Source organism: Pseudomonas sp. JL3, from assembly GCF_031570575.1.
Classification (GTDB): domain Bacteria; phylum Pseudomonadota; class Gammaproteobacteria; order Pseudomonadales; family Pseudomonadaceae; genus Aquipseudomonas; species Aquipseudomonas cucumis.
The window spans coordinates 354387-368621 of record NZ_JAKWJK010000003.1 but is presented as its reverse complement, the minus strand read 5'-3'; the positions used below and the strand labels follow the sequence as shown (position 1 = coordinate 368621).

Genomic DNA, 14235 nt, shown 5'->3' with positions numbered 1-14235 from the left:
TCCTTCAAGCAGTGGTCGGAATGAGGCGCTCGAATAGCGCCTCTACAGTATTAAAGCGTTCTTCCGGGCGCTCCATCGGCACCTGGAATTTGAACATCGTGGCGCCTTCGAATTTGTAGCGCTTGGGCTGGCTCTGGATCAGTTTGATCAGCGTCAGTGGATCGACCGGTGTCTGTGCGGCGAACTCGATACGACCGCCCTGCGGGCCGCCGTCGACTTTCTTGATGCCCAGCTGTTCGGCCTGCAATTTCAGCGCCGTGATCCGCACCAGGTTCTTGGTCGGTTCCGGCAGCAGGCCGAAACGGTCGATCATCTCCACTTGCAGGTCCTTGAGGCCTTCCTCGTCGGTGGCCGAGGCAATGCGTTTGTAGAGAATCAGTCGAGCATGAACATCCGGCAGATAGTCCTCGGGAATCAACGCCGGTACACGCAGATTGACTTCGGGACCACCGCCCAAAGGTTGATCAAGGTTCGGCTGTTCGCCCTTGCGGATCGACTTTACCGCGCGCTCGAGCATTTCCATGTACAGCGTGAAACCGACGGCCTGGATCTGCCCGCTTTGGCCATCGCCCAGCAGTTCGCCGGCGCCACGGATTTCCAGGTCGTTGGTGGCGAGTACGAAGCCCGCGCCGAGGTCCTGGGTATTGGCAATCGCTTCCAGGCGCTTTTCCGCGTCGGGAGTGATTTGTTGGCGCGGCGGTGTCAGCAGGTAAGCATACGCCTGGTGGTGGCTGCGACCGACGCGGCCACGCAACTGGTGCAACTGTGCCAGGCCGAACTTGTCGGCACGCTCGATGATGATGGTATTGGCGCTCGGCACGTCGATGCCGGTCTCGATGATGGTCGAGGCGATCAGCACGTTGAAGCGCTTGTGATAGAAGTCGCTCATCACCTGTTCGAGTTCACGTTCGCGCATCTGCCCGTGACCGATGCCGATCCGTGCTTCCGGCACCAGTTCGGCGAGGTCGGCGGCGCATTTCTCGATGGTCTTCACGTCGTTGTGCAGGTAGTAGACCTGCCCGCCACGCAGCAACTCACGCAGCAGGGCCTCTTTGACCGTGCTCTTGTTCTGCTCCATGACGAACGTGCGCACCGACAGGCGACGGGCGGGTGGCGTGGCGATGATCGACAGATCACGCATGCCCGACACTGCCATGTTCAGCGTGCGCGGAATGGGCGTGGCGGTCAGCGTCAGGATGTCGACTTCACTGCGCAGTGCTTTGAGCTGTTCTTTCTGACGGACGCCGAAACGGTGCTCTTCGTCGATGATCACCAGCCCGAGGTTTTTGATCTTCACGTCGTCTTGCAGCAGTTTGTGTGTGCCGATGACGATGTCGATTTTACCTTCGGCCAGGTCCGCGACCGCGGCGTTGACTTCCTTGGTCGACTTGAAGCGGCTCATCACTTCCACGCTCACCGGCCAGTCGGCGAAGCGGTCGCGGAAGCTGTTGTAGTGCTGCTGGGCGAGCAGGGTGGTCGGTACCAGAATCGCCACCTGACGACCGCCGTGCACCGCAATGAACGCCGCACGCATCGCCACTTCGGTCTTGCCGAAACCGACGTCGCCGCAAACCAGGCGATCCATCGGTTTCGGTGCGAGCATGTCGGCGCGCACCGCTTCGATGGTGGTCTGCTGGTCTGGGGTTTCTTCAAATGGGAAGCCGGCGCTGAAGGTTGCGTAATCGGCTTTCGGATCGGCGAAGGCATAACCCTCGCGAGCGGCGCGGCGGGCATAGATGTCGAGCAACTCGGCGGCCACGTCGCGCGACTGTTCGGCGGCTTTGCGTTTGGCTTTCTGCCAGGTCTCGGAGCCGAGGCGGTGCAGCGGCGCCAGGGCATCGTCGCTGCCGGTATAGCGGGCGATCAGGTGCAGGTTGGCTACCGGGACGTACAGCTTGGCGTTCTCGGCATATTCAAGGGTCAGAAATTCGGCGGCTTGATTGTCGATTTCCAGGATCGTCAGACCCAGATAACGGCCGACACCATGATCGATGTGCACCACCGGAGCGCCTTCGCGCAGCTCGGTGAGGTTTTTGATCACCGCATCGTTGTTTGCGTCGGCGCGTTTCTCGCGGCGACGGCGCTGCATCACGCGCTGCCCGAACAATGGGCTTTCAGCAACCAGGGCCAGGGCTGGATCGTCCAGCAACAGACCTTCGTCGAGCGGCGCGATGGTGATCGCCAAGCGCTCCTTGCTCGCAACAAAGTCTGGCCAGCTGTCGACGGTTTTCGGTCGCAGCTTCAGGCGTTCCAGCAATTCCAGCAGCACTTCACGACGGCCCGCGGACTCGGCGGTAAACAGCACGCGGCCAGGGAATTGGTCGAGGAAACCGGCCAGCGCCGCCAACGGCTGAGTGGCCTTGGCTTCGATGGCCAGGTTCGGCAGCGGCTGAGCCGGGAAGCGCTCGCGACCGACACCGGTTTCCACGTCCTGTTGACTGGCAACCACGCGGGGCCAGCTCTTCAGGCGGGCAAAGCAATCTTCCACGGGCAGGAACAATTCGGCCGGTGGCAATAAAGGACGGGATGGATCGACGCGGCGCTCTTCGTAACGATTGCGCACGTCGTTCCAGAAGTTTTCCGCCGCCTGTTCGATGCCTGGCAGGGAAAACACTTGAGTGTCCTGGGGCAGATAATCGAACAGCGTGGAGGTTTCGTCGAAGAACAGCGGCAAGTAGTACTCGATACCGGCCGGTGTAATCCCACTGCTCAAATCCTGAAAGATCGGGCAGCGACGGAAATCGACATCGAAACGCTCACGGAAGCGCGCCTTGAAGCGGGTGACCGCGTCCTTTTGCAGCGGGAACTCCCGCGCCGGCAGCAGGCGAACAGTGTCCACCTTGTCGATGGAACGCTGGTTTTCCGGATCGAAGGTACGCAGGGTTTCGATTTCGTCGTCGAACAGGTCGATGCGGAAGGGCAGTTTGCTGCCCATCGGGAACAGGTCGATCAGCGAGCCGCGCACGGTGAATTCGCCGTGCTCATAGACGGTATCGACGTAACGATAGCCGCTGGCTTCAAGACGGCTGCGCATTTGCTCGACATCAAGCTTCTGGCCGACGTCCAGCACCAGGCTGCTGCCGAGCAGGAATTTGGTCGGCGCCAGGCGGTGCAGGGCCGTGGTGATCGGCACGACCAGCACGCCATGCTCCAGCTCCGGCAACCGATACAGGCTGGAGATGCGCTGAGAGATGATGTCCTGGTGTGGCGAGAACAGATCGTAGGGCAGGGTTTCCCAGTCGGGGAAATGCAGAACAGGCAAATCCGGGGCGAAGAAACTCAGCTCCTGTTCCAGCCGTTCGGCACTCTGGCTGTCGGCGGTCAGTAGCAGGGTAAAGCGCTTGGCAGCGCTGGCGGCCTCGGCGATGGCCAGGCTCAGGGCGGCACCGGGCAGGTTGCCCCAGTGCTGTTTACCTGCCGCGGCAGGGAGAAGCGGTAGACGCAGAACGGGCACGGAAGGTTGAGCTCCAAGCGTTGCGACAAAGTCGACAATTGTAACGGCCTGAGGTGCCGGCTGTCAGTTGCAGACTGTGTCTATATGCACAGGTTGGGTGAAATGTAGTGGTAATGACAAAAACTGGCGGTTTGATACTGAAAATGTAGTGCGAAAACCGCTCAGTGTTACGGAGGGTTACGGACACGGCATCGCTAACGTCGGAAAATTGACTGTGCTGAAAGCCCCGGTTTTACTGGGCTGGAGCGGGGCGTAATTTTTTTGAACGGGATTCTGTTACCGCCCGTGCGACAGGCGCGCATTGCTACGGGAGGCAGTCGGCGGCATAATGTAGCCCCTTTTTTCTGCCCCTACATGTGGAAGGTTCCCGTGACTCAGAAGCCCGACCAGTGTCTTGGTGAATGGATCGACCGTGAAGCACTCGCAGAAGCGATGATTCCGCTTATCGGTCAGCTCTACCGCAATAACAACGTGGTGAGCTCGATCTATGGCCGCAGCCTGATCAATCGTTCAGTCATCGCGATTCTCAAAGCTCACCGCTTTGCTCGCCATCGTCAGTCCGATGACAGCGAATTGTCCGTCCACGAAACATTCCCGCTGCTCAAGGCGATGAGCGAGCTCAAGCTCGGTGCCGCTTCGGTGGACCTGGGCAAGCTGGCCGTCAAGTTCAAGACCGAAGGCAATGGCCGTACCGTCGAAGAGTTCGTCCGTGACGAACTGGCCGATGTGGTCGGCAAGCAAAATGGTTCCGGTCGTACCGGCACCGACGTTGTGTTGTATGGCTTCGGTCGTATCGGCCGTCTGCTGGCGCGCATCCTGATCGAGAAAACCGGTGGTGGCGACGGCCTGCGTCTGCGCGCCATCGTTGTCCGCAAGGGCGCCGAGAACGATCTGGTCAAACGTGCCAGCCTGTTGCGTCGTGACTCGGTACATGGTCCATTCGATGGCACCATCATCATTGATGAAGCGAACAACACCATCACCGCCAACGGCAACCTGATCCAGGTTATCTACGCGAAGAACCCAACCGAAGTGGACTACACCCAGTACGGCATCAAAGATGCGCTGCTGGTGGACAACACCGGCGTATGGCGTGACGCCGACGGCCTGGGCCAGCATCTGTCCTGCCCGGGTATTGACCGTGTTGTTCTGACCGCGCCTGGTAAAGGCAAGCTGAAGAACATCGTTCACGGCATCAACCACGGTGAGATCACCGCTGATGACAAGATCGTTTCCGCCGCTTCCTGCACCACCAACGCCATCGTGCCGGTGCTGAAGGCTGTGAATGACAAGTTCGGCATCGTCAACGGTCACGTCGAAACGGTTCACTCGTACACCAACGACCAGAACCTGATCGACAACTTCCACAAAGGCGATCGTCGTGGCCGTAGCGCCGCGTTGAACATGGTAATCACTGAAACCGGTGCTGCCACCGCTGCCGCCAAGGCGCTGCCTGAACTGGCCGGCAAGCTGACCGGTAACGCGATCCGCGTTCCGACGCCAAACGTGTCGATGGCCATCCTCAACCTCAACCTTGAGAAAGCCACCAGCCGCGAAGAGATCAACGAGTACCTGCGCCAGATGGCCATGCACTCCGATCTGCATAAGCAAATCGACTACGTCAGCTCGCAGGAAGTGGTTTCCACCGACTTCGTAGGTTCGCGCCACGCCGGCGTGGTGGACGCTGAAGCGACCATCTGCAACGACAACCGCGTTGTTCTGTATGTTTGGTACGACAACGAGTTCGGTTACAGCTGCCAGGTAGTGCGCGTGATGGAAGACATGGCCGGTGTAAACCCGCCAGCATTCCCGCGCTAAGCCTTAGCTGCACATGAAAACGCCCCGACTTTGGTCGGGGCGTTTTTGTTTGTGGGTGATCGTTCCCACGCAGAGCGTGGGAACGATCCTCTTCTCTGTAGGAACGAGACTTGCCCGCGAAGGCGATGGATCAGGCGCCGCCAGCCACCGCTGCTTGAGCGGTCCGCAGTTCATGCCGATTGCCTTTGAACAGCACCAGCGTCGCAATCAACCCCAACACTGCCGCGCCACTGAGCCAGATCCCCGGCGCCGCCTTGTTGTCCAGCACATGGATCAGATACGTACAGGCCGCCGGTGTGAAACCACCAAAGGTCGCGGTCGCCAGGCTGTAGGCAAGGGAAAAACCGGTCGTGCGAACTTCCACCGGCATGATCTCGGTCAGAGCCACCACCATGGCGCCGTTGTACGAGCCATACAGGAACGACAGCCACAACTCGACGATCAGCAGATGGCTGAAGCTCGGGTTCGCGACCAGCCATGACAGCGCTGGATAAGCCGTGAGGATCGCCAGAATCGTCGCCGCCAACAGCAGGGGTTTGCGCCCGATTCTGTCAGACACAGAACCCATCACCGGCAGCCAGAAGAAATTCGACAGGCCGATGCACACGGTCACCAGCAACGTATCCAGATCCGACAGATGCAGTTCGGCTTTGCCGAAGGTAGGGGTGTAGGCGGTGATCAAGTAGAACGACACCGTGGTCATCACCACCAGCGCCATGCCGGCGAGGACGATACCGAAGTTCTGACCAATCGAGCGGACAATGTCTTGCAGGGTAGGGCGGTGTTTACGCGCCTGGAATTCCGGGGTTTCTTCCAGCGAACGGCGAATCACGAAGATCACCGGCACGATCATGCAGCCAGTCAGGAACGGCACGCGCCAGCCCCAGTCCCCCATTTCTTCGGGGCTGAGCCAGTGGTTCAAGCCCACGCCGAGCAGGCCGGCGAAGACCACCGCGGCTTGCTGACTGGCGGACTGCCAGCTGACGAAGAAGCCTTTGCGACCTGGTGTGGAGATCTCGGCGAGGTACACCGACACCCCACCCAGTTCCACGCCCGCCGAGAAGCCTTGCAACAGGCGACCGAACAATACAATCAGCGGTGCCGCGACACCCAGCGTCGCATAACCCGGCACGCAGGCAATCAATAGTGTGCCGGCGGCCATCATTGCCAATGTGATGATCAGGCCTTTGCGGCGACCGTGACGGTCGATGTAAGCCCCGAGGAAAATCGCCCCCAACGGACGCATCAGGAAGCCGGCCCCGAAAGTGGCCAAAGACAGCATCAGGGAAGCGAAAGCGCTGTCGGCAGGGAAGAAGGTTTTGGCGATGGCCGTGGCGTAGAAGCCGTAGACCATGAAGTCGAACATCTCCAGGAAGTTTCCGCTGACGACGCGAAAAATTGCTTTGCCGTTGCTCGTATTGGAAGACATTTGTAAGTACTCACGCTGGTAAATCTTGTTTGAAAACGCTGCACCTGTGGGAGCGAGCCTGCTCGCGATAGCGGTGACCGGATTTACGATTGCTTCGCAATCGGACGGGGCAAGCCCCCTCGCCACGCAGGCTCGCTCCCATGCGCTCTGAGGCCCATAATGGCGGGCGCGGTTTTGAGGGGAGATGAAGATTTGTTAATTGGACGGTGGAGTGGACTTGTGGTGCTGGCCGGCGTTTTGTCCGGTTGTGGCAGCGGCGACAGCCTGGAACGCTTCGATGGCCCGACCATGGGCAGTCGTTATTCCATTCAATACGTAAGACATTCCTCCACGCCCGGGCCGAAAGCGGTGCAGGCCGAAGTAGAAAATATCCTCGCCGAAGTGGATCGACAATTCTCGACCTATCGCGGCGACTCGGACACCGTACGCTTCAACGCACTGCCGGCCGGTCGCTGTCAGGTCATGCCTGACCCTGTGCTCGAATTGGTCCGTGTGGGCGAGCAGTTGTCATCCCAAAGCGAAGGTTCCTTCGACTTGACGGTGGAGCCGCTGCTCAACCTGTGGGGATTCGGTCCGCAGGCGCGTGAGGAAAAAGTCCCCAGCACCGAAGCGCTTGCCGAGGTGCAGCAACGCGTCGGCTACACCCACTTGCGCATAGATGGCGATCAGTTATGCAAGGACGCTGCGGTTGAGGTCGACTTCAACAGCATCGCTGCCGGTTACGCGGTCGACACGATTGCCGCAAAGCTTGAAGAGCAGGGCATCCACAACTACTTGGCGGAGGTCACCGGTGAGCTCAAGGCCGCAGGCAGAAAACTCGACGGCTCACCCTGGCACATCGCGTTAGAAGAGCCCCGCGACGACCAGCATGTCGCGCAAAAAATCATCGCCGTCGACGGTTACGGCGTGTCCACCTCCGGCGACTACCGCAATTATTTTCAGCAGAATGGCAGGCGCTATTCCCACACCTTCGATGCTCGTGCCGGAGCACCTGTCCTACATACCCTGGCGTCAGTCACAGTGATTCATCCTTCTGCGTTAATGGCCGATGGCCTATCGACGCTGTTGCTGATCCTTGGGCCTGAACGGGGTTGGGACTATGCCGAAACCCATGACATTGGTGCATTCTTTGTGATTCGTGCCGATACAGGTTTCGTTACACGCACCAATCAGGCATTTGAGCGCCTGGCAGGTGATAAAACCAAGTGATTGCGGCACTGAAAAGCGTTTTTGATGGCGTTGTAGTGCAGGCAAAACTAGCCTACGACGCGACCAAGGGTTAATGTGCCCGGCGTTGACGGTTCTATAGACTGTGTCCGGGTTCTGCACTGGCCCAAAATTGTTCCTTCACGCCGCAGATCGGCGTGATTTAGCCGCAGGTGCCGAGGGCGCCGCGGCCTGTTCTGAGGAGTATGCATGGCTGTCTACAACTACGACGTGGTGGTGTTGGGTTCCGGCCCGGCGGGAGAAGGCGCGGCAATGAATGCCGCCAAAGCAGGGCGCAAGGTGGCGATGGTCGATAGTCGTCGCCAGGTCGGCGGCAACTGCACCCACCTGGGCACCATCCCGTCCAAGGCCTTGCGTCACTCGGTCCGGCAGATCATGCAGTTCAACACCAATCCGATGTTCCGGGCCATTGGTGAGCCGCGCTGGTTCTCGTTCCCGGACGTTTTGAAAAGCGCCGAAAAAGTCATCTCCAAACAAGTCGCCTCGCGCACCGGCTACTACGCCCGTAACCGCGTCGACGTGTTCTTCGGCACCGGCAGCTTCGCTGACGAGCAAACCATCGAAGTGGTCTGCGCCAACGGCGTGGTTGAAAAACTGGTGGCCAAGCACATCATCATCGCCACCGGCTCGCGTCCTTATCGCCCGGCGGACATCGATTTCCATCACCCGCGTATCTACGATAGCGACACCATCCTCAGCCTCGGCCACACCCCGCGCAAACTCATCGTTTACGGCGCTGGCGTGATCGGTTGCGAATACGCCTCGATCTTCAGTGGTCTGGGTGTGCTGGTCGAGCTGGTCGATAACCGCGGTCAGTTGCTGAGCTTCCTCGACTCGGAAATTTCCCAGGCGCTGAGCTATCACTTCAGCAACAACAACATCACGGTTCGCCACAACGAAGACTACGACCGCGTCGAAGGCGTGGACAATGGCGTGATCCTGCACCTGAAGTCCGGCAAGAAGATCAAGGCCGATGCCTTGCTCTGGTGCAACGGCCGTACTGGCAACACCGATCAGCTGGGTCTGGAAAATATCGGCGTGAAGGTCAACAGCCGTGGCCAGATCGAAGTCGACGAAAACTACCGCACCTGCGTACCGAATATTTATGGTGCCGGTGACGTGATCGGTTGGCCGAGCCTGGCCAGTGCCGCCCACGACCAGGGTCGTTCGGCCGCTGGCAGCATTGTCGACAACGGCAGCTGGCGCTTCGTTAACGACGTGCCAACCGGCATCTACACCATTCCGGAGATCAGCTCGATCGGCAAGAACGAGCAGGAGCTGACTCAGGCCAAGGTGCCGTACGAAGTGGGCAAGGCGTTCTTCAAGGGCATGGCGCGTGCGCAGATTGCCGGCGAGCCGCAAGGCATGCTCAAGATCCTGTTCCACCGCGATACCCTGGAAGTACTGGGCGTTCACTGCTTCGGTTATCAGGCGTCGGAGATCGTGCACATCGGTCAGGCGATCATGAGCCAGCCGGGCGAACAAAACACCCTGAAGTACTTCGTCAATACTACGTTCAACTACCCGACCATGGCTGAAGCCTATCGGGTAGCGGCGTACGATGGCCTCAACCGGCTTTTTTGAGCGGCTCCGGCCGGTGGCCTGAGCCGGCCGGGGAGACCGATTTCAGCAATTCTCGAGCGTGGCGATGGCCAAACCGGGAAAGTCTGTAATCAGGCTGTCAACGCCGAAGTCGGCGAGTCTGCGCATCAGCGCGGGCTCGTTGACTGTCCACACCGACACATGCAGCCCTTGACGCTGCGCCTTCTGCAGGCGTTCCGGCGTACACAGGGTCCAGTTCAGCGCCAGAATCTCACAGCCATAGTTTTGCGCGACCTTCAGCGGGTCGAGCCAGGCATATTCGGCCACCAAACCGCGAGACACGTCCGGCACCAGGTCCAGCGCGGCTTTCAATACTTCGCGTGAACTCGACGTAATGGTGATCTTGTCCCGCAAACCGAAACGCTGCGCCATTTCGCGAATCGCCAGCACGGTGGTCGCGGCACGGGTGCGTGAAGCGCTTTTGACTTCCAGTTGCCAATGCTCGAAATCGCATTTCTCGAACAACTCTTCCAGTGTTGGAATCGGGCAGGGTTTGATCCAGCCCGGGCCACCCTTGCGCGCGTCGTAGGTCACCAGCTCAGCGGCGGTATGTTCGACTACTTTGCCGCGACGCTCGGTGGTGCGTTTGAGGGTCGGGTCGTGGATCACCATCAACTCGCCATCCTTGGACAGGTGAAGGTCCAGTTCACAGCGCCTAACGCCGTGCTTGAGGCATTCCTGAAAGCTGGTCAGGGTGTTTTCCGGTGCTTCGCCCTTGGCGCCGCGATGGCCGTAGATGAGGGTCACGGTTCTTCCTTAAATTAGATGCCTGATTCGTTTTGTTCGCGGGCCAGGCGTCGTTCTTGTGCCTGTCGCTGCAAGATGTAACGGGCCAGCAATTGCCGCTGGGCATCGGAGACGTATTCGAACTCGGTGCCGACATCGTAGCCGTCGCCCTTGCGGTCGCAGTGGGTGACGCGGGCGCGCAGCAGCAAGCCAAGGGCTTGCGGCATCAGCACCAATTTGACCGACAGATGCGCACCGGTGGCGATGGGCGTCGGATGCTGAAAGTCGATGCCCCCTTCGGAGAGGATCACCGGCTGCGGTTCGCCAATCTGCCCGAGCACGGTCAGGGCGACCACCTGACTCAGCAGGTCGATGCGTTTGTTCTGGGATTTGAGGAACGCGGCGATGGTCCGGTCACGTTCGCTGATCTGTCGCAGCAGGTGTTGCGACTCGAATTCGCTCAGGTGCAGTTCGCTGAGCAGGTTGAATAGAGGGGAAGCATCCTGCAACACTTCCTGGCCTGCGGCTTCGGGAGCAGACAGGGGCCGAATTTCCAGTGCGATCGTGTCCTCGATACGGTAGTATTCGCGGCGATCTTCTTCATCTAATGTCGACATGGCGAACCCATGGTAGCGGCGGTGGTCTGAGTGTAAAGCTGGTTATCGACCCCCGCCACAAGGACGTTCCTTTTCCCTCCGAACAAGCCCCGACATGTTCAGACCTCTCTTCGTATTTATTGGCACGCGTTATACCCGTGCAAAGCGTCGCAATCATTTTGTGTCATTCATTTCCCTGACCTCGATGATCGGACTCGCCCTTGGCGTGGTCGTGATGATCGTCGTTCTGTCGGTGATGAACGGCTTCGATCATGAGATGCGCACCCGCGTGCTGGGCATGGTGCCCCACGCGACCATCGAGTCCGGTGAGCCGATCAGCGACTGGCAAAGCCTGGCCGCCAAGGTCAAGCAGAACCCGCAGGTGACGGCGGTTGCGCCCTTCGTCCAGATGCAGGGCCTGCTGACCAACAACGGCAAGGTCTCCAAAGTGCTGCTCAATGCCATCGACCCTGTGCAGGAACGGCAGGTATCGATCATTGATAACTTCATGCAGCAGGGCAAACTCGATGATCTGGCGCCAGGCAGTTTCGGCATCGTCATCGGCGACAAGGCTGCGGCCAAGCTCGGCGTGGCGGTCGGCGACAAGCTGACGTTTGTCGCGCCGGAAGTCACCGTGACCCCGGCCGGAATGTTCCCGCGCATGAAACGCTTTACCGTGGTCGGCATCTTCCATGTCGGGGCCGGTGAGATCGACGGGTATCTGGGCATTACCAACCTGCAGGATCTGGCGAAGCTGCATCGCTGGAAGCCGGATCAGGTCCAGGGCATCCGCTTGAAGTTTGACGATCTGTTCCAGGCACCACGCGTGGCATGGACCATTGCTCAGCAACTTGGCGAAGATCAGTATTACGCTCGCGACTGGACCCGCACCCACGGCAATCTGTATCAAGCGATTCGCATGGAAAAAGCCATGATCGGCCTGCTGTTGCTGCTGATTGTTGCCGTTGCGGCGTTCAACATCATTTCCACACTGGTGATGGTGGTGAACGACAAGAAGGGCGACATCGCGATCCTGCGCACCCTCGGCTCCACGCCGGGGCAGATCATGGCGATCTTCATGGTTCAGGGTACGGTCATTGGTGTGTTCGGTACGCTGATCGGCGCCGTGGTCGGGATCTTCGCCGCGCTGAACGTCAGCGCCGCGATCTCGGCTCTTGAAGGGCTGATCGGCCACAAATTCCTGAACGCCGACGTGTATTTCATCGATTACCTGCCGTCGCAAGTGCAGAGCCAGGACGTGTTGATGGTCTGCGCCGCCGCGTTGGTTCTGAGTTTCCTCGCCACCCTGTATCCAGCCTGGCGTGCCGCGCGCACCCAGCCTGCGGAGGCGCTACGTTATGAGTGAGTCGGGCATGAGTGATAAAGCAATCTTGAGCTGCCGCAACCTGGGCAAATCCTACGTGGAAGGCCCGGAATCGGTAGAGGTTCTGGCCGGTCTGCAGCTGGAGCTGCACCCGGGTGAGCGCGTGGCTATCGTCGGTACCTCGGGTTCGGGCAAAAGTACCTTGCTCAACCTGTTGGGCGGTCTAGATACGCCGACCAAGGGCAGCGTCTGGCTAGCCGGTGAAGAGCTCTCGGCACTGAACGAAAAGGCCCGTGGCCTGCTGCGCAATCGGTCGCTGGGTTTCGTTTACCAGTTCCACCACTTGCTGCCCGAGTTCACTGCATTGGAAAACGTCTGCATGCCGTTGCTGATCGGTAAAACCGCGATTCCGGAAGCGCGTCAGCGTGCTACGGCGTTGCTGGAGCGAGTAGGGCTGGGCCATCGTCTGGAGCATAAACCGGCGGAATTGTCCGGTGGCGAACGCCAGCGTGTGGCCATCGCCCGTGCCCTGGTGAACAAACCAGGCCTGGTGATGCTCGACGAGCCGACCGGCAACCTCGACTCCCATACTGCCCAAGGCATTCAGGATTTGATGCTGGAGCTCAGCACCTCGATGCGCACCGCGTTCCTGGTGGTGACCCACGACATGAACCTGGCTCGCCAGATGGATCGCGTCCTGCATTTGCAGGAAGGTTACCTGACACCCATCTGATTGACCGAAACCCGGCGTACTGAACAGTGCGTCGGGTCTTTTATTTTTATACGGTGCCCCAGCGAATGTTCAGACCGTTATCGATCTTTATCGGCACGCGCTATACCCGCGCCAAGCGCCGCAATCGCTTTGTTTCCTTCATCTCGATGACCTCGATGATCGGCCTCGCCCTGGGCGTGCTGGCGATGATCGTGGTGCTGTCGGTGATGAATGGCTTCCAGCGCGAAATGAGTTCGCGCATCCTCGGCATGGTGCCCCATGCGACCATCGTCGGCGTGAACCCTATCGAAGATTGGCAGCCGGTGGCCGCCGCGGCGATGAAGAATCCTGAAGTGACGGCAGCGGTGCCGTTCACCGAGATGGAAGGCATGCTGTCCTACAAGGGCACCATGCAGCCGATCCAGGTCAGCGGTGTCGATCCGGCGCTGGAAGGCAAGGTGTCGATTGTTGCCAAACATATTGTTCAGGGGCGTCTCGACGCCTTGAAGCCGGGCGAGTTTGGCGTGGTGATCGGTGAGATCACCGCACGACGCTTTCGCCTGAACGTCGGCGACAAGATCACCCTGATCGTGCCGGAAATCAGCACCGCACCGGGCGGGATTACCCCGCGCATGCAGCGGCTGAACGTGGTGGGCGTGTTCAAGGTCGGCGCCGAGCTGGATGGCTCGATGGCGCTGATCCACCTCGCCGATGCCGCGCAGATGCAACACTGGCAGCCGAATCAGGTGCAGAGCGTACGTTTGGCGGTGAAGGATCTGTACGCCGCGCCGCAAGTGTCGAGCGACATTGCGACCGGCTTGGGCGCTGCCTACAAGGCTGACGACTGGACCCACACCCAAGGCAGCCTGTTCAGCGCGATGAAGATGGAGAAAACCATGATCGGCTTGCTGTTGCTGATGATCGTCGCGGTGGCGGCGTTCAACATCATCGCCACCCTGATCATGGTGGTGAACGACAAGGGCGCGGACATCGCGATCCTGCGCACCATTGGCGCGACACCTCGGCAGATCATGGCGATCTTCATGGTGCAGGGCACGGTGATCGGGGTTGTCGGTACCTTGATTGGCGGCGTGCTGGGCGTGATTGCAGCGTTGAACGTCAGCGAACTCGTGGGCTGGATGGAGCGGGTCAGCGGGCAGCACATCTTCAGTTCCGATGTGTACTTTGTCAGTAACTTGCCGTCGGAACTGCAGGGCGCGGATGTGTTGTTGATCTGTTCCGCCGGTTTCATCATGAGCTTTTTGGCGACGGTGTATCCGGCGTGGCGGGCGGCGAAAGTCGAGCCGGCTACTGCGTTGCGGTATTCGTAAGCTTCCAATGATCGTT

10 protein-coding genes are annotated in these 14235 nt (G+C 59.6%); 6 read left to right on the top strand and 4 right to left on the bottom strand.

Translation table 11 applies throughout. The annotated features are described in order from the left end of the window. Positions 1-4 precede the first annotated feature (4 nt). The gene (gene mfd / locus MMG91_RS08090) at positions 5-3454 is read right to left on the bottom strand and encodes a transcription-repair coupling factor (RefSeq protein WP_310659290.1); all 3450 of its coding nucleotides are present in this window, start codon (positions 3452-3454) and stop codon (positions 5-7) included. Between the two features lie 354 nt (positions 3455-3808). Between mfd and MMG91_RS08085 the strand changes: the two genes are divergently transcribed. After that, a complete protein-coding gene (locus MMG91_RS08085; protein WP_310659289.1) occupies positions 3809-5272 on the top strand; it encodes a glyceraldehyde-3-phosphate dehydrogenase in 1464 nt (487 codons plus the stop codon). 130 nt (positions 5273-5402) lie between these two features. Here MMG91_RS08085 and MMG91_RS08080 read toward each other — a convergent pair whose 3' ends face one another. Next, complete coding sequence (locus MMG91_RS08080) at positions 5403-6701, bottom strand: MFS transporter (protein WP_310659288.1); 1299 nt, start codon at positions 6699-6701, stop codon at positions 5403-5405. Between the two features lie 159 nt (positions 6702-6860). On the opposite strand from MMG91_RS08080, the gene MMG91_RS08075 reads away from it, so the two are divergent. Together MMG91_RS08075 and sthA are read left to right on the top strand one after the other, a co-directional pair. Then, positions 6861-7910 (top strand): FAD:protein FMN transferase, encoded by a 1050-nt coding sequence (locus MMG91_RS08075; RefSeq protein WP_405046522.1) that lies wholly within the window; start codon positions 6861-6863, stop codon positions 7908-7910. A gap of 207 nt (positions 7911-8117) precedes the next feature. Beyond that, positions 8118-9512 carry a Si-specific NAD(P)(+) transhydrogenase gene (sthA, locus tag MMG91_RS08070; protein WP_008073074.1) on the top strand — a complete coding sequence of 465 codons (1395 nt, stop codon included), beginning with the start codon at positions 8118-8120 and terminating at the stop codon, positions 9510-9512. 42 nt (positions 9513-9554) lie between these two features. Here sthA and MMG91_RS08065 read toward each other — a convergent pair whose 3' ends face one another. Then, on the bottom strand, positions 9555-10277 hold the full coding sequence (locus MMG91_RS08065; protein ID WP_305448983.1) for a glycerophosphodiester phosphodiesterase: 723 nt from the start codon (positions 10275-10277) through the stop codon (positions 9555-9557). 14 nt (positions 10278-10291) lie between these two features. Then, positions 10292-10873, bottom strand: coding sequence for a PilZ domain-containing protein (locus MMG91_RS08060; RefSeq protein ID WP_305505620.1), 582 nt, complete (start codon positions 10871-10873; stop codon positions 10292-10294). Positions 10874-10967: 94 nt separating this feature from the next. Between MMG91_RS08060 and MMG91_RS08055 the strand changes: the two genes are divergently transcribed. From MMG91_RS08055 to MMG91_RS08045, 3 genes are all read left to right on the top strand, one after another. Then, entirely contained in the window at positions 10968-12218 is a 1251-nt protein-coding gene (locus MMG91_RS08055) for a lipoprotein-releasing ABC transporter permease subunit (RefSeq protein WP_305448985.1), read from the top strand. 7 nt (positions 12219-12225) lie between these two features. Next, positions 12226-12909, top strand: coding sequence for a lipoprotein-releasing ABC transporter ATP-binding protein LolD (gene lolD / locus MMG91_RS08050; protein ID WP_020700644.1), 684 nt, complete (start codon positions 12226-12228; stop codon positions 12907-12909). 65 nt (positions 12910-12974) lie between these two features. Further along, a complete protein-coding gene (locus tag MMG91_RS08045; RefSeq protein ID WP_305448986.1) occupies positions 12975-14219 on the top strand; it encodes a lipoprotein-releasing ABC transporter permease subunit in 1245 nt (414 codons plus the stop codon). Positions 14220-14235 lie beyond the last annotated feature (16 nt).

Excerpts from the sequence above, each read along its gene's own strand:
- MMG91_RS08085 (WP_310659289.1), top strand. The coding sequence starts at position 3,809 with ATGTGGAAGGTTCCCGTGACTCAGAAGCCCGACCAGTGTCTTGGTGAA.
- MMG91_RS08080 (WP_310659288.1), bottom strand. The coding sequence starts at position 6,701 with ATGTCTTCCAATACGAGCAACGGCAAAGCAATTTTTCGCGTCGTCAGC.
- MMG91_RS08075 (WP_405046522.1), top strand. The coding sequence starts at position 6,861 with ATGGCGGGCGCGGTTTTGAGGGGAGATGAAGATTTGTTAATTGGACGG.
- sthA (WP_008073074.1), top strand. The coding sequence starts at position 8,118 with ATGGCTGTCTACAACTACGACGTGGTGGTGTTGGGTTCCGGCCCGGCG.
- MMG91_RS08060 (WP_305505620.1), bottom strand. The coding sequence starts at position 10,873 with ATGTCGACATTAGATGAAGAAGATCGCCGCGAATACTACCGTATCGAG.
- MMG91_RS08055 (WP_305448985.1), top strand. The coding sequence starts at position 10,968 with ATGTTCAGACCTCTCTTCGTATTTATTGGCACGCGTTATACCCGTGCA.
- lolD (WP_020700644.1), top strand. The coding sequence starts at position 12,226 with ATGAGTGATAAAGCAATCTTGAGCTGCCGCAACCTGGGCAAATCCTAC.
- MMG91_RS08045 (WP_305448986.1), top strand. The coding sequence starts at position 12,975 with ATGTTCAGACCGTTATCGATCTTTATCGGCACGCGCTATACCCGCGCC.